Below are 14,775 nucleotides of genomic sequence, written 5' to 3'. Positions count from 1 at the left end.
GCTTCGCCGCCTGTGAGCACTTGTTAACCGCCCGACGTTAATAAGTACTCACGGGCGCGACGCGCAATGGGACGCTGACCCTTGACCAGCTTCGTCTCGGCGACATCCGACGGGAACCAGCGGGCGTCGTCGACCTCGGGGAACTGCTGAATCTTCCCCGACCGCGGCGGCCATTCCAGGTCGAACGTGTTGCTCTCGACGAAGGCGACGTCTTCGCTCACCTCCGCCGCGTAGACGGTGATCACCTTGCGTGAGGGCTGCCGGAATTCGCCGAGCAACTCGTACTCGACCGCGGGCGGCGGTGCCCCGATCTCTTCCTCGTACTCGCGCAGCGCGGCCGCGAACGGATCCTCGCCGGCGACGTATTCGCCCTTGGGGATCGACCACGCGGCCTCGTCCTTGCGCGCCCAGAACGGGCCGCCCATGTGCACGATCCACAACTGGAGCACTCCCGCATCGTCTGTGCGATACAGGAGTACTCCAGCGCTGGTGACGGTCATGGAACCACGTTAGGCCGCGGCGTCCTCTCGCTGGTCGCTCAACTCGATGGTTTCGATCTCCTGGGCGTAGTGGAAGTGCGGGCGGCGGTGTCCGAGGAACGAACCGCACCACGACATCACCGCGACGTACCGGTTGCGGAATCCGACCAGGTAGACGAGGTGCACGGCGAGCCACAGGAACCAGGCGAGCACACCGGTCAGCTCGACCTTGCCGACGCGGGTGATGGCGCGGAACCGGTTGATGATCGCCATGCTGCCCTTGTCGCGGTACGTGAACGGCGTGCCGAGGGCGCGTTTCCCGGTGATGATGGCCGCGACGTGGCGTCCACCCTGCATCGCGAACGGCGACTGCGCGGGCAGATTGTTCAGCGACGCCATGTCGCCGATCGCGTAGACGTCGTCGTAGCGGCCCACCGTGAGGTCGTCGTCGACGAGCAGACGGCCACCGCGCCCGGTCTCGCAGCCGGTCCGGTCCGCGAGCACAGCCGCGAAGTCGTTGGCCTGGATGCCCGCCGACCAGATGATCGTGTCGGCCGTGAGCCGCTTCTCGAAGCCGGTGCTCGGCGACGACAGCGTGGCGCCGTGTTCGTCGATGTCGGTGACCATCGTGCCGAGAACCACCTCGACACCCGCCTTCTCCAGCGAGTCCTGCGTGTACTTGCTGAGCTTGCCGCCGAAGACGGGCAGCGTCTCGTTCGCACCCTCGACGAGCGTGACGGTGACATCTTCGGACGTGATGTCGCGAAGCGACTTCTCGAAGTAACGGCCCGCCAGTTCCTTGATCTGACCTGCCAGTTCGACACCGGTCGGGCCCGCACCGATGACGATGAAGTGCAGCAGGTCGCGGCGACGCTCCGGGTCGGAGGTGGTGTGCGCCTCCTCGAAGCAGCGGACGATCTGCCTGCGCAGCCGGTCGGCGTCGGCGACGGTCTTGAGCGCGTACGTGACCTCGGCGAACTCGTCGCGACCGAAGTAGGCCTGCCGGGCGCCCGTCGCGGCGATGAGGCTGTCGTATCCGATGGTGTGGCGGATGCTGCCGGCCTCGTAGACGACCTCTTTCTTGTCCGGGTCGACGTCGACGACGCGGCCGAGCCGGACGTCGCCGCTCGGGTACTTGGCGAGGATCGCGCGGATGGACGGAGCGATCTCGCCGGGCGAGATGACACCGGTGGCGACCTGGTACAGAAGGGGCTGGAACAGATGCTCGGTGGTCTCGGAGATCAGCACGAACGGCGTGCCTGCCTTGCCGAGCTTCTTCGCCGCCGCGAGTGCGCCGAATCCCGATCCCACGATGACGACCTGTGTGCGATCCACCGAAAACCTCCTACTGCTTCTGGCGTCTACTTAGCGCCGCGTATGAGCTCCACATTAGGGATCGGCCCGTGTTAATCGCCAGTAAGCTGGGGAAATCGAAATTGTGTTATCTCGATTGCTCATAAGTCTTCCCCGAAGGACGTAACCTCAGGTCATGGAGTTCCGACAGCTTCGCTACTTCCTCGCGGTCGGCGAGGAGGGCAGTTTCTCGCGCGCGGCACAGCGCTGCTTCATCTCCCAGTCGGCGATCAGCCATCAGATCGCCAAACTCGAACAGGAGTTGGGCACCACCCTGCTGGAACGCTCGACGCGCGCCACCCGGCTCACCGCGGCGGGCGAACGACTCATGCCCATCGCCGCCGAGATGATGGGCCTCGAGGCCCGCGCTCTGTCGGTGGGACTCGACCCGCGCAACCGGCTCCGCATCAGCGCGAGCATGAGCTTCGCGACCCAGAGCCTCGAGGCGATATCGGCTGTCCGCGAAGACTTCCCACAGCTCGACATCGAGTTCGTCATCAAGGATTTCACCGACCGGATGACCGCGGTCGCGTCGGGCGACGCCGACCTCGCACTCATCCGCGGCGGCGTCGACCGGCCCGGGCTCGAAACCGTGGAATTCGGGCTCGAAGACCTGGTCATCGTGACGTCGAGCAAACACCCGCTGGCCGGGGTCTCGACCGTCGACCTCAGCGAACTGGCGCCGTACCCGCTGCTACTGCCGCCCCGCAGTAGTCAGATCCTGATCCACAACGTGGTCGAGGACGCATTCCGGCAGGTCGGGCAGCGGGTCATGCTCGGACCGTCGATCCCCAGCGACCACACGGCCACCCTCGACGTCCTCACCACCCCGCGGTCGTGGACCGTGCTGTACGCCGACACCGCCGACGCGACGCCCCGGCGGGGGCTGAGCTTCCTGCGCGAGGCGCACGATCGGCTGCGCATCCCGGTGTGCGGGGTCGTCCGGAGCGGAACTGCGACGCGGCCCGAACTGACGCACCTGTTCCGTGCGCTCGCGCAGTCGATCGCCGGGACCGGCGGAGCGGCCGACACCTAGACGTCGATCAGCCCGTGCCGGTCGACCCACGTCAGCACGCGGTCGAGCATCGTGTCGGGGACTTCGAGCTGCGGAGTGTGCCCCACGTCCGCGAGAATCACGCTGTCCCACCGCGGATTCGCGGTCGCCACCTTGCGGGCCGCCGCAACCGGGACCAGCCGGTCACGGTCGCCGTGGAGCAGCAGAACGGGCTGCGCGAGCGACTGCATGGCATCGAGATATCGCCGCGGACGCGCCAGCACACGCATCAGTGAGCGGCTGGCCTGAAGGAACGCCGCGTCCTCGGACGGCAGCGCGCGGCGGTAACCCACGAGCGCCGTTGCGGCGTCCAGGGAATCCTCCGACGCCCGGCTCGGATCGGCGAAGCACAGCTCGATCGTGCGCTCGACCAACTGCCGGTCCGTCATCTTCCGGCTCGAATACTGCAGGAACCGCTCGCCCACGAACGGGGTGAAGTACATCGCGAACTGTGCGGCGACCCGCGGGTCCGGAATCCGTTGCGCGACAGGCAGTGCAGGGTCGACGAGGATGAGGGCCGAGACGGTCTCCGGATGCGCCGCCGCCTCGAACAGCGAGATCATGCCGCCCATCGAGTTGCCCATCAGGATCACGGGACGCGCGACGACTTCGCGCAGGAAGCGGTGCAGCACCTTCGCGTTGGCGCCGACGCCCGTCCGGCGTTGCCCTGACGGGCTGAGCCCGAAACCGGGGAGATCGACGGTGAGCACCCGGGTGCGCCGCGCGAGGACCGGCGCGATCCGCACCCAATTCAGGTGCGAGCCGCCGAGACCGTGGACCATGACCACCGGAGGGAACTCGGTCTCCTCGCCGTATTCGACCCAGTGAACGGGACCGTCGAGGTCGACGACGCTGCCCGCGCCGCCCCACCGCTGCGCGAACTCCTGCTGGGCAGGTTCGCCGACTCTGTTCGGATCCACCATGCGTCCGTCCGTTCCGATTGGGCGTGCCGTCTGTTGGGCGTGCCGTCTGTTGGGCCTGCCGAGGCCACCGGCCAGTCTACGACCGCACCGTCGTATGTTTGAGCGCATGCAGCGTTGGACGGTGAGAGTTCGATGACGATCGGGGGCGTGCTGCTCGCGGCCGGGGCCGGTTCGCGCATGGGCATGCCGAAGGCGCTCGTCGTCGGCGCGGACGGGGAACCGTGGCTGGCGCGCGGTGTCCGGGTGCTGTCGGAGGCCGGATGCGCGCCGACCGTCGTGGTGCTCGGTGCCCGCGCCGACGAGGCCCGGCAGCTCCTGCCGGGCGGGTTCCCCGTCACCGTCGGGATCGCGGACGACTGGCAGTCGGGGCTGTCCGCGTCCCTGCGGCGGGGGCTGGAGGTCGCGGATGCGTTCGACGACGTCGATGCCGTCGTCATCACCCTCGTCGACCTCCCCGACCTCGGCGTCGACGCCGTCCGGCGGGTGGCTTCGGTTCCGCCCGGCGACGCCCGGTCGGCGCTGCGCCAGGCTCACTACGGCGGACGCCCGGGGCACCCGGTTCTGATCGGCCGGGACCATTGGCTCCCGTTGCGGCGCAGCCTCACCGGGGACTCCGGTGCACGAAAGTACCTTGCGGCACACGGCGCCGAGGCGGTCGACTGCTCCGATCTGGGCTCGGGACGCGACGTCGATTCGCCGCGCGAACTCCACTAGCGGCTGACCGCCTTCTTGTACCGCCGGATGGCAAATGGCACGAAGATCACCAACAGGACCGCCGACCACAAAAGTGATGCGATGACCGGGTGCTGCAACGGCCAGGCGTCGGGAACGGTCATGGCCGGGTTGGTGTTTCCGAACAGTTCCCGCACGGCCTGTGTCACCGCGGACACCGGGTTCCATTCGGCGATCACCTTGAGCGGGCCGGGCAGGTTGGTGGTCTCGACGAACGTGTTCGCGATGAACGACAGCGGGAAGATGACGATGAAACTGGCGTTGTTGAACACTTCCGGGGTGCGGATCCAGAGCCCGACCACCGCCATCACCCACGACAGGGCGTAGGCGAACAACAGCAGGAGCAGGTAGCCGAGGACCGCTTCGCCGAGACTCGAGTGGATGCGCCACCCGATGATCAGACCGGTCAGCGACATCACGACGAGGCTGACGATGTTGATCAGGACGTCGGTGGACGTGCGGCCGAGGAGGACGGCGGACGGGGCCATCGGCAGCGACCGGAATCGGTCGATGATCCCCTTCTGCAGATCCTCGACCATCCCGAGGCCCGTCCAGGTGGCCCCGAAGATGACCGTCTGCGTGAAGATCCCTGCGATCAGGAATTCCCGGTAGGACATCCCGGGAACCTGGATCGCGCTACCGAATACGTACGCGAACAGCAGCACGAACATGATCGGCGACAACGTGGTGAACACGATGAGGTCGGGGACGCGTTTGATCTTGATCATGTTTCGTTTGGCGATCGTGAGCCCGTCCGCGAGCGCGGTGTGCACGGACGCCGTCTGTGGGGCGCTCATGAGATGTGCTCCTCTTCGGCTTCGTGTCCGGTCAGGGTGAGGAAGACGTCGTCCAGGGTGGGCCTGCGGAGTCCGACGTCGAAGACTTTCACTCCTCTGTTGGAGAGTCGGCCCAGCGCCTCGACGAGGGCGTCGGCACCGCCGGTCACCGGCACCGTCACCCGGCGGACGTTCTCTTCCAGCAGGATGTCGCCTGCGGCGAGCGGGGCCAGTTCGTCGCGCACGACGGACAGGTCGACGCCCTCACGGACGCTCAACTCGATGCGCTCACCGCCCACGCGGTCCTTCAATTCGTCGGCGGTTCCGCGGGCGATGACGGAGCCGTGGTCGATCACCGCGATCTGGTCGGCGAGGCGCTCGGCCTCCTCCATGTACTGGGTGGTCAGGAGCAGGGTGGTGCCCCGGGCGACCAGATTGTCGATGACGTCCCACAGTGCCAGCCGGGCGCGGGGGTCGAGCCCGGTGGTCGGTTCGTCCAGGAACAGCACCTCCGGCTCGGCCACCAGCGCGCCGGCGAGGTCGAGACGCCGGCGCATGCCGCCCGAGTACCCCTTGACGGGGCGATCTCCCGCCTCGACAAGGTCGAACTGGTCGAGCAGTTCGCGGGCTCGCGCCTTACTGCGTTTGGCCCCGAGGTGGTAGAGCCGACCGACCATCTCCAGGTTCTCGAAGCCGGTGAGGTACTCGTCGACGGCCGCGTACTGTCCCGACGCGCCGATCCGGGACCGGAGCACCCGCGCGTCGTGGACGACGTCGAGACCGGCGACCTGCGCGCGGCCGGCGTCCGGGACGAGGAGGGTGGTGAAGACCCGCACCGCCGTCGTCTTGCCTGCGCCGTTCGGGCCGAGCAGCGCCATCACCGTTCCCGAGGGGACCGCGAGGTCGACCCCGTCCAGCGCTGTGACCTTGCCGTACTTCTTGACCAGACCCTCTGCCGTTATCGCATCGACCATCAGAAGTTCCCATCCGTTGGCGTGTCGACCCAGTGTGACTCGAGGCACCGACAGGTGCAGCGGAATATTCGACGTTCCGGGCAGGCACTGTGCGGCGGTAGTCTGAAATTCGAGCAGGTCAGCGCGCAGATCTTCGGCAGGAGACCATGATGTCGGATGCGGCGTCGGAACTCCGGACGGGCCGTGCGGCCTTCGAGCGGCGAGACTGGCGCGCCACCTACACCCGCCTGTCGAGCGCCGATCGGCAGGACCCGCTGCCGGGTGCCGACCTCGAACTGCTCGCCACCGCCGCCTACCTGCTCGGTGAGGACGACGCCAGCACCGGATGGTGGGAGCGGGCGGTGCACGAGTGGACCCGCACGGGTCGACCGGTGCGCTCGGCGCGGTGCGCGTTCTGGCTCTCGTTCGGCCTGCTCATGCGGGGCGAGCACGCCCGCGGCGGCGGTTGGCTGGGCAAGGCCCAGCGACTTCTGGACACCGCGGGCGTGGACTGCGCGGAGCGCGGCTACCTGCTGGTGCCGCAGGGGCTGCGCCGGATCGACGACGGCGACGGCACCGCGGCCCGGGACATCTTCCGCACGGTGACGGACGTGGGCATCCGGTTCGCCGACCCGGATCTGACGACGCTCGGGGTGCTGGGCACCGGCCATTCGCTCGTCCTGCTGGGGCACGTCGCGGAGGCGGTGTCCGCGTTCGACGAGGCGATGGTCGGGGTGACGTCCGACAACGTCTCCCCGGTGGTCGCGGGGATCGTGTACTGCGCCGTGATCGAGCAGTGCCAGAACATCTGCGACCTCCGGCGGTCGAGGGAATGGACTGTGGCGCTGGAGGAATGGTGCTCTTCGCAACCCGGTCTCGTCCCCTACCGCGGCCAGTGCCTCGTCCACCGTGCCGAGATCCTGCAACTTCAGGGCGAGTGGCCGACGGCGATGGACTCGGCGCGGCGGGCGCACGAACGACTCGCCTCGCAACCCGCGGCCGGGTCCGCCGCCTACGTGATGGCCGACCTCCACCGCCTGCGCGGCGAGGTCGCCCAGGCCGAGAAGTTGTTCCTGGAGGCGAACCGCTTGGGCAGGCGCCCGCAACCCGGACTCGCACTGCTGCGGATGACGCAGGGGCGGGTCGGCAGCGCGGCCGCGTCGATCCGCTGCGCGCTGGACGAAGCCACCGGCGCCGTGGAACGCGCCCGGCTGCTGCCCGCGTGCGTGGAGATCCTGCTCGCCTCGGGCGACGTCCCGGCGGCGAGATCGGCCGCGGACGAACTCGACGCGACGGCAACCCGATTCGCGATTCCCTATCTGTGCGCCCTGGCCGCGCAGGCGTCGGGATCGATGCTGCACGCCGAGGGGCGGGGCAGTGACGCGCTGACCGTTCTGCGCGATGCGTGGCGCCGCTGGCAGGAGATCGGCGCGCCCTACGAGTGCGCGCGGGTCCGGGAGTCGGTCGCGCTGGTGTGCCGCGACCTCGGCGACGACGACACCGCGGAGATGGAGCACGACCTCGCGTCCGCCACGTACCGGCAACTGGGCGCGCTCCCCGACCTCGAGCGACTGCGGGCGGAGTTCCGTCCCGGCCCCGCGGACTCCGCTCCGCTGACCCCGCGTGAAGTGTGCGTGCTCCGCCTCGTCGCGGCGGGCAAGAGTAACCGGGCGGTGGCGACGGAACTGTTCCTCAGCGAGAAGACGATCGCGCGGCACCTGAGCAACATCTTCGTCAAGCTCGGAATCTCGTCGCGGTCGGCGGCCACGGCCTATGCCTACGAGCATCATCTCGTCGGCCCGGCTACATGAAAGTACCCATACGGTCGTACGTATCTGCGCCTTTCTCCCGACGCGCCGGGATCGGCCCCGCTCCTAGCGTTGAGCACAACCACCGAACGCCGAGGGAAGAAGGCACCCGATGTCCACAGAACGTTTCGACACGATCGTGATCGGTGCCGGGCAGGCCGGTCTCGCCACCGGCTACCACCTCACAAGGCGCGGGCAGCAGTTCGTGATCCTCGACGCCCACGACCGCGTCGGGGACGTGTGGCGGGAACGGTTCGACTCGCTCCGGCTCTACAGTCCCGCCCGGTACGACGGCCTGCCCGGCTGGGGAATCCCGGCCCCCGCGTGGTCCTGGCCGGGGAAGGACGAGATCGCCGACTACTTCGAGGCCTACGCGGAGCGGTTCGCGCTGCCGGTCCGGACCGGCGTCACCGTGGACGGACTGTCCCGTCTCGGCGACCGCTACGTCGTCACCGCCGGGACGGACCGATTCGAGGCCGGCAACGTCGTCGTCGCGTCCGGCACCTGGCAGACCCCGGTCGTCCCCGACCTCGCCGACCGCCTCGACCCCCGGATCCGGCAACTGCATTCCAGCGACTACCGCAATCCCTCCCAACTGCAGGACGGGCCGGTGCTGGTGGTCGGGTGCAGCCACTCCGGCGCGGATATCGCCCTGGAGGCGTCGCGTTCGCATCACACCACGATCTGCGGTCCCGTCCGCGGTGAGGTGCCGTTCGACCTCGAGGGCGGCGCCGCGCGCGTCGCCATCCCGATCATGTGGTTCATGGCGAATCACGTTCTGACCGAACGCACCCCCGTCGGCCGGAAGATGCGCGCCCACGTCCGCTCGGGCGGCGGCCCACTGCTCCGGGTCAAGCGCGCCGACCTGGCCGCGGCTGGTGTGGAGCACTTTCCGGCGAAGGTCACCGACGTGCGCGACGGCAATCCGATCCTGGACGACGGCACCGCTCTCGACGTCCGCAACGTGATCTGGTGCACCGGGTTCCGCAAGGACACGACGTGGATCCAGATCCCCGTCACCGGTGCGGACGGGTGGCCCGAGCAGTCCCGCGGAGTCTCACCCGACCATCCCGGACTGTATTTCGTCGGTCTGCCGTTCCTGCAGGCCTTCGCGTCGATGCTCACCGGCGGGGTGGGCCGCGACGCCGCCTACGTCGCAAAACACATCGCGAAGCGCGTGGTCGTACGGTCGCCGCGGGCTGTGGCCTGACTACGCCTCGGAGGCTCGCGGCCGGCGGCGGTCGATCTCGAACGCCAGGCACAACTCGGCCACGTCCCGCGGTCGCGAGAGAGACCTGCCGGTCCGCTCCTCGATCCGGCGCAGGCGGTGACGCACCGTGTTGGGGTGGCAGAAGATGGCGGTCGCGGTGTCGTTCGCCGAACCGCCGGTGTCGAGCCAGGCCTCGAAGGTGGTCACCAGGATCTGACGCTCCGCGTCCGGCAGATCGTCGAGCGGACCGAGAATGGACGTCCGGATGCGAGCCATCGTGTCCGGTGCGCTCGCCGCGGCGAAGGCGAGCGGGGAATCGTCGAACAGCGCGACCAGTGACTCCGACGAGGGTTCACCCGCGATGGCCAGCCGGGCGAGACGCAGCCCCTCACTCGTCTCGGCGAGGTCGTCGAAGCGCGGGCTGATCCCGACGCGCGACGACGCGACGCCCTCGAGCACCTGGACGACGGCATCGAGCACCGCAGGCGCCCGAAGGTAGACGATCCCGACCTGCAGGTCGGGAAGCAGCCGCCACGCCGAGCGAATGTCGCGCACGTCCAGTTTGCTCGCGATCTCGGGGAGCCCCAGACGTCCGATCTCCGGGACCTCAGCTGCTACAACCACATAGGGACCCGAGGTGGGCAACCGGAGACTGTCGGCGATCTCCCACAGATTGTGCCGGTCGGTGATCCGCCGGAACAGGAGCGCTTCCACCAATGCGGACCGCTCCTCCTCGTGGCTGAGGATCTGAATGGTGAGCTGCTTTCGGTAGGCGGTGGCCATGGCCTGGGTGAAGGTGTCCTGGGCGAGCAGGATCTGCGACGTCGCATCGAGGATCGAGTCGATCGACAGGTCGCCGTTTCGGCGCGCGTGCGCGATCGTCGTCTCCCACATGAATCTGAACCCCACGCGGTACGCGTCCATGACCGCCGGTAATGGCACACCGGCGCGGGCCCGCGCGGTACCGGTCTCTGCCGCCGCGGGAAAGTCCGAGTCGGCCTCACCGGACAGTTGCCGGAAGACGAAAGCAATGTTGGCGGTGCAACTTTGCCGGAGCTCGTCCTTCGTGACGACGGCATTCGAACCGTAGAACTCGATCTGCACGCAGATCAGTTCGGCGAGCTGCGCACCCAGTTCGTCGGCGTGAACGAGCATCACCTTGCCCAGTGCTGCGACTGAGGGATCGGGGGACGCAGCCATACCGGACACGATAGTCGGCCGGAACACGCACTGTGGCCGGGAACATCCTGGAGGCCGTCATGTTGTTTCCGCCACCATCGCCCTTCCGCGCGGGTGAGGTCACGATGGATGCAATCGACGACAACCGGTAGCGAGCGGAGACCCATCTTGCCGAATCTGAGTCTGAATCTCACAGCGTCCGCCCACGACGTTCCCGGGAACATCGCCCTCCGGTGCGACGACCTGCAGCTCACTTTCACCGAGTTCGACGACGCCGCCGCCCGGCTCGCCACCGTCCTCGAACGCGCCGGCGTCGCACCGGGCGACCGTATCGGGTTGATGCTGCCCAACACCCCCGCGTTCGCGATCGTCTTCTACGGCATCCTGCGCTGCGGTGCGATCGCCGTCCCCATGAACCCGCTGCTGAAGTCGCGGGAGGTCGAGTTCTTTCTGTCCAACACGGGCGCGACGGCACTGTTCGGGTCGCCGGCGTTCGCGGACGCGGCCACCGACGCCGCGGCGGCGACGGGCGCGCGGTGCTGGCTGGTGGACGACGCGGGCCTCGACGACCTGATGGCCGGCGTTGCTCCGCAGCCGCGTCCGGTCGACCGGACGGACACCGACACCGCCGTCGTGCTCCACACGTCCGGGACGACCGGCAAGCCCAAGGGCGCCGAACTCACCCACGGCGGACTCGCGCGGAACGCCGAGGTCACCGCGCGCACTCTGCTCGAGATCGGGCCCGCCGACGTGGTGATGGGATGTCTGCCGCTCTTCCACGTGTTCGGCCTGACCTGCGGGCTGAACGCCGCCGTGTCGGTCGGTGCGACCCTCACGCTGATCCCGCGGTTCGAGCCACGCAAGGCGCTCGAGGTGGTCGAACGTGACGGCGTCACCGTCTTCGAGGGTGTCCCGACGATGTACTCGGCGCTGCTCGGCGTGGCGTCCGAGTTCCCGAAGTCGGCTACCGCGACCCTCCGCGTCTGCGTGTCCGGCGGCGCGGCGCTGCCGGTGCAGGTGCTCACCGACTTCGAGGAGGCCGTCGGGGCCGTGGTCCTCGAAGGGTACGGACTGTCGGAGACCTCCCCCGTCGCCTCGTTCAACCACCCCGGCCGGGAACGCAAACCCGGCACGATCGGCACCCCCATCGAGGGCGTCGAGATGCGCGTGGTCGACGACGCGGGCGCCGAGGCGGCGCAGGGCGAACCCGGCGAGATCCAGATCCGCGGCGGCAATGTGATGAAGGGCTACTGGAACCTGCCCGACGCCACGGCGGCGGCCGTCTCCACGGACGGCTGGTTCGCCACCGGGGACATCGGAAAGGCCGACGAGGACGGGTATTTCATCATCGTCGACCGGAAGAAGGACCTGATCATCCGTGGCGGTCTCAACGTCTACCCCCGCGAGGTCGAGGAAGTGCTCTACGAGCACCCCGCGGTGGCCGAGGCGGCCGTCGTCGGTGTTCCGCACGAGTCCCTCGGCGAGGAGATCGGCGCCGCGATCGCGCTCAAAGCGGGTGCGCACGCCGATCCCGCCGAACTGCGCGACTTCGTCAAGACCCGGGTCGCCGCCTACAAGTACCCGCGCGAGATCTGGCTCGTCGACACCCTCCCCAAGGGCCCGACCGGCAAGATCGTCCGCCGCGAGATCACCATCCCTGCATCCACCACCGAAAGCACCGCACCGTGACCACTGCGCCCTCGTTCACCAGCCCCGACGAACTCGCCGTCCCCCTCGACCTCCTGCTCACGAAGCCGACGCGCGGACTCCCGGCGAGAATGCAGCCGAACAGTTCGTGGACCCGATTCGGGTTCGAACTCGCCAAGCAACCGCGCACGCTCGCCTCCCGGGGCGGCGCACTCGCACGTGAGCTCGGCGCGATCGCCGCCGGCCGGTCCGACCGCGCCCCGGCCAAGGCGGACAAGCGTTTCAGCGACGTCGCGTGGCAGCAGAATCCACTGCTCCGTCGCACCATGCAGGCCTATCTCGCGGCGGCGCACACCAGCGATGCCCTGCTCGCCGACGCCGCGCTGGACTGGCGGGACACCGAGAAGATCCGGTTCGTCCTCGACAACATCGTCGAGGGCCTGTCCCCGACCAACAGCCCGCTCCTCAGCCCGCTCGGGTGGAAGGCCCTGATCGACACCGGCGGTCTCAGCGCCGTCCGGGGATTGCGTGCCTTCGCCCGGGACATGAGTTCCCAGCCGCGGGTGCCCGCCATGGTCGAGCCCGACGCGTTCGCGGTCGGTGAGACCGTCGCCACCACCAAGGGCGCGGTGGTGCTCCAGACCCGGGCCTTCGAGCTGATCCATTACACACCGCAGACGCCGACCGTCCGCTCGACGCCGCTCCTGATCGTGCCCCCGGTGATCAACAAGTACTACATCCTCGACATCGCTCCGGGACGGAGCATGATCGAATACCTGCTGCAGCAGGGCCAACAGGTGTTCACGATCTCGTGGCGCAATCCTCTTGCCCGCCATCGCAGTTGGGGCACCGACGCCTACGGCCAGGCGATCATCGACGCACTCGACGCGGTGGAGAAGATCACCGGTGCCGATCGCACGCACCTGCTGGCCACCTGCTCGGGCGGCATCCTGGCCGCCATGACGGCGGCCCATCTCACCGAGATCGGCGAGGGCGACCGGATCGCCGGGCTGGCGCTCGCCGTCACCGTGCTGGACCAGAACCGGGCCGGGTTCGCCTCGGCCGCGCTGAGCGAACGCGCCGCGAGCGCCGCGATCCGGGCCTCGTCCGCGCAGGGATACCTCGACGGTCGCACACTGGCCGAGGTGTTCGCCTGGCTGCGCCCGACCGACCTGGTCTGGCGGTACTGGGTCAACAACTACGTGCAGGGACGTCGTCCGGCGGCCTTCGACGTGCTGTTCTGGAACTCCGACACCACCCGGATGACGGCCGCCCTCCACCGCGACCTCGTGATGATGGCCCTGCGGAACGCACTCACCACCCCCGGAGCGGTGAGCATGCTGGGCACCCCCGTCGATCTGTCGACGGTCACCGCCGACGCGTACGTGATCGGCGGTATCGCCGACCACATCAGCCCGTGGCAGTCCGCATACCGCAGCGCCCGCCTGCTCGGCAGCAAGGACAACCGATTCGTCCTCTCGTCGAGCGGCCACATCGCCTCGATGGTCAACCCGCCTGACAACCCGCGCGCGTCGTTTCGTTTCGCCCAGGCCGACCACGAGACCCCCGAACAGTGGCTGGAAACCGCCCAGACGGCCTCGGACTCGTGGTGGCCCGACTACGCGCAGTGGCTCGGTGAGCGCAGCGGCCCCGAGATCGACGCTCCGCAGAGCCTCGGCGCCGGCGAGTATCCGCCCGTGGCCCCGGCCCCCGGCACCTACGTGCACCAGAACTGACACCCGACACACCCGGAGACAACCATGACCCTTCACCTTTACGACATCGAGGGAGCGCAACGGCCGGCGTGCATCGCCGAGGTCGTGGTGCTGTACCGATGAGTGTGACCGAATTGTTTGCAGACCGCGGCGGGGACGACACGTACGTCGTCCCCGTCGGCGGCCAGCGGATCCGGGTGAAGGTCCGTCGCGGAACCGGGGTGCCCCTGGTGTTGTGCAACGGGATCGGCGCCGGATTCGAGGTACTCGAACCCCTGGTGGGCAAGCTGGATCCGGAACGGGCGATCGTCCGGTTCGACGTTCCGGGAACCGGTGGGTCGCCCGCCTCGCCCCTGCCGTACGGGTTCCCCTACCTCGCGTGGGTGCTGGGCCGGTTGCTCACCACACTGGGTACGGGCGTCGTGGACGTCCTGGGGCTGTCCTGGGGCGGCGCCCTCGCCCAGCAGTTCGCCCTGCAGAACCCGTCCCGCTGCCGGCGGCTGGTTCTCGTGGCGACGGGGACCGGAGTGCTCATGGTTCCGGGCAGTCCCCGGGTGCTGGCGAAGATGCTGACGCCGCGCCGGTTCACCGACCCCGACTACGCCGCCTCGATCGCCGGCGACCTGTACGGCGGGACCGCGCACCGCAGGGGTGACGACGTCGCGAAATTGTTCCTGCAGCAACTCCACGCCGGTTCCCTCGTCGGCTACCTCCACCAACTGCTGGCCGGATCGGTGTGGACCAGTCTGCCGGTGTTGCCCCTGATTCGGCAGCAGACGCTGATCGTCGCGGGTACCGACGACCCCATCATCCCGGTCGTCAACGCGCACATCATGAATCGACTCTTGCCGAATGCGACGCTGCACCTGCACTCCGGTGGGCACATCGACATCGTCACCAACGCAGGCGCGCTGGCGCCGGTGATCGGTGCCTTCCTGCGTTGATC

At 68.6% G+C, this 14,775-nt stretch carries 13 protein-coding genes; 7 read left to right on the top strand and 6 right to left on the bottom strand.

Annotated elements, in window-relative coordinates:
• Positions 1–23: 23 nt before the first annotated feature.
• Both ACFTZB_RS12260 and ACFTZB_RS12255 read right to left on the bottom strand, forming a co-directional pair.
• Positions 24–500, bottom strand: coding sequence for an NUDIX domain-containing protein (locus ACFTZB_RS12260; RefSeq protein ID WP_378431880.1), 477 nt, complete (start codon positions 498–500; stop codon positions 24–26).
• 9 nt (positions 501–509) lie between these two features.
• Positions 510–1,814: an NAD(P)/FAD-dependent oxidoreductase gene (locus tag ACFTZB_RS12255; RefSeq protein WP_378431879.1), complete on the bottom strand. Its 1,305-nt coding sequence runs from the start codon at positions 1,812–1,814 to the stop codon at positions 510–512.
• 154 nt (positions 1,815–1,968) lie between these two features.
• Between ACFTZB_RS12255 and ACFTZB_RS12250 the strand changes: the two genes are divergently transcribed.
• On the top strand, positions 1,969–2,868 hold the full coding sequence (locus ACFTZB_RS12250; protein ID WP_378431878.1) for a LysR family transcriptional regulator: 900 nt from the start codon (positions 1,969–1,971) through the stop codon (positions 2,866–2,868).
• Here ACFTZB_RS12250 and ACFTZB_RS12245 read toward each other — a convergent pair.
• Positions 2,865–3,809, bottom strand: a complete 945-nt coding sequence (locus ACFTZB_RS12245) for an alpha/beta fold hydrolase (protein WP_378431877.1) — start codon at positions 3,807–3,809, stop codon at positions 2,865–2,867. The genes ACFTZB_RS12250 and ACFTZB_RS12245 overlap by 4 nt on opposite strands.
• A 132-nt stretch (positions 3,810–3,941) precedes the next feature.
• On the opposite strand from ACFTZB_RS12245, the gene ACFTZB_RS12240 reads away from it, so the two are divergent.
• Complete coding sequence (locus ACFTZB_RS12240; protein ID WP_378431876.1) at positions 3,942–4,523, top strand: NTP transferase domain-containing protein; 582 nt, start codon at positions 3,942–3,944, stop codon at positions 4,521–4,523.
• Here ACFTZB_RS12240 and ACFTZB_RS12235 read toward each other — a convergent pair.
• Together ACFTZB_RS12235 and ACFTZB_RS12230 are read right to left on the bottom strand one after the other, a co-directional pair.
• Positions 4,520–5,338, bottom strand: a complete 819-nt coding sequence (locus ACFTZB_RS12235; protein WP_072939452.1) for an ABC transporter permease — start codon at positions 5,336–5,338, stop codon at positions 4,520–4,522. The genes ACFTZB_RS12240 and ACFTZB_RS12235 overlap by 4 nt on opposite strands.
• Positions 5,335–6,291, bottom strand: coding sequence for an ATP-binding cassette domain-containing protein (locus ACFTZB_RS12230; protein ID WP_378431875.1), 957 nt, complete (start codon positions 6,289–6,291; stop codon positions 5,335–5,337). The genes ACFTZB_RS12235 and ACFTZB_RS12230 overlap by 4 nt, the downstream gene beginning before the upstream one ends.
• A gap of 149 nt (positions 6,292–6,440) precedes the next feature.
• Between ACFTZB_RS12230 and ACFTZB_RS12225 the strand changes: the two genes are divergently transcribed.
• Both ACFTZB_RS12225 and ACFTZB_RS12220 read left to right on the top strand, forming a co-directional pair.
• Positions 6,441–8,081, top strand: coding sequence for a LuxR C-terminal-related transcriptional regulator (locus ACFTZB_RS12225; RefSeq protein WP_378431881.1), 1,641 nt, complete (start codon positions 6,441–6,443; stop codon positions 8,079–8,081).
• Between the two features lie 109 nt (positions 8,082–8,190).
• Positions 8,191–9,288, top strand: coding sequence for a flavin-containing monooxygenase (locus tag ACFTZB_RS12220; RefSeq protein WP_378431873.1), 1,098 nt, complete (start codon positions 8,191–8,193; stop codon positions 9,286–9,288).
• Here ACFTZB_RS12220 and ACFTZB_RS12215 read toward each other — a convergent pair whose 3' ends face one another.
• Positions 9,289–10,488: a PucR family transcriptional regulator gene (locus ACFTZB_RS12215; protein ID WP_378431872.1), complete on the bottom strand. Its 1,200-nt coding sequence runs from the start codon at positions 10,486–10,488 to the stop codon at positions 9,289–9,291.
• Between the two features lie 147 nt (positions 10,489–10,635).
• On the opposite strand from ACFTZB_RS12215, the gene ACFTZB_RS12210 reads away from it, so the two are divergent.
• From ACFTZB_RS12210 to ACFTZB_RS12200, 3 genes are all read left to right on the top strand, one after another.
• Positions 10,636–12,156 carry a long-chain fatty acid--CoA ligase gene (locus ACFTZB_RS12210; RefSeq protein ID WP_378431871.1) on the top strand — a complete coding sequence of 507 codons (1,521 nt, stop codon included), beginning with the start codon at positions 10,636–10,638 and terminating at the stop codon, positions 12,154–12,156.
• Positions 12,153–13,850 carry a PHA/PHB synthase family protein gene (locus ACFTZB_RS12205; protein WP_378431869.1) on the top strand — a complete coding sequence of 566 codons (1,698 nt, stop codon included), beginning with the start codon at positions 12,153–12,155 and terminating at the stop codon, positions 13,848–13,850. Before ACFTZB_RS12210 ends, ACFTZB_RS12205 begins: the two co-directional genes overlap by 4 nt.
• A 98-nt stretch (positions 13,851–13,948) precedes the next feature.
• Positions 13,949–14,773: an alpha/beta fold hydrolase gene (locus ACFTZB_RS12200; RefSeq protein WP_378431867.1), complete on the top strand. Its 825-nt coding sequence runs from the start codon at positions 13,949–13,951 to the stop codon at positions 14,771–14,773.
• The last annotated feature ends 2 nt before the right edge of the window (positions 14,774–14,775 follow it).

The organism is Rhodococcus sp. NPDC057014, from assembly GCF_042673295.1.
In the GTDB taxonomy this organism is placed as follows: domain Bacteria; phylum Actinomycetota; class Actinomycetes; order Mycobacteriales; family Mycobacteriaceae; genus Rhodococcus_F.
The sequence above is the reverse complement of the archived record's forward strand: the minus strand, read 5'-3'. Positions and strand labels throughout refer to the sequence as shown.

Excerpts from the sequence above, each read along its gene's own strand:
- ACFTZB_RS12260 (WP_378431880.1), bottom strand. The coding sequence starts at position 500 with ATGACCGTCACCAGCGCTGGAGTACTCCTGTATCGCACAGACGATGCG.
- ACFTZB_RS12250 (WP_378431878.1), top strand. The coding sequence starts at position 1,969 with ATGGAGTTCCGACAGCTTCGCTACTTCCTCGCGGTCGGCGAGGAGGGC.
- ACFTZB_RS12245 (WP_378431877.1), bottom strand. The coding sequence starts at position 3,809 with ATGGTGGATCCGAACAGAGTCGGCGAACCTGCCCAGCAGGAGTTCGCG.
- ACFTZB_RS12240 (WP_378431876.1), top strand. The coding sequence starts at position 3,942 with ATGACGATCGGGGGCGTGCTGCTCGCGGCCGGGGCCGGTTCGCGCATG.
- ACFTZB_RS12235 (WP_072939452.1), bottom strand. The coding sequence starts at position 5,338 with ATGAGCGCCCCACAGACGGCGTCCGTGCACACCGCGCTCGCGGACGGG.
- ACFTZB_RS12230 (WP_378431875.1), bottom strand. The coding sequence starts at position 6,291 with ATGGTCGATGCGATAACGGCAGAGGGTCTGGTCAAGAAGTACGGCAAG.
- ACFTZB_RS12225 (WP_378431881.1), top strand. The coding sequence starts at position 6,441 with ATGTCGGATGCGGCGTCGGAACTCCGGACGGGCCGTGCGGCCTTCGAG.
- ACFTZB_RS12220 (WP_378431873.1), top strand. The coding sequence starts at position 8,191 with ATGTCCACAGAACGTTTCGACACGATCGTGATCGGTGCCGGGCAGGCC.
- ACFTZB_RS12215 (WP_378431872.1), bottom strand. The coding sequence starts at position 10,488 with ATGGCTGCGTCCCCCGATCCCTCAGTCGCAGCACTGGGCAAGGTGATG.
- ACFTZB_RS12200 (WP_378431867.1), top strand. The coding sequence starts at position 13,949 with ATGAGTGTGACCGAATTGTTTGCAGACCGCGGCGGGGACGACACGTAC.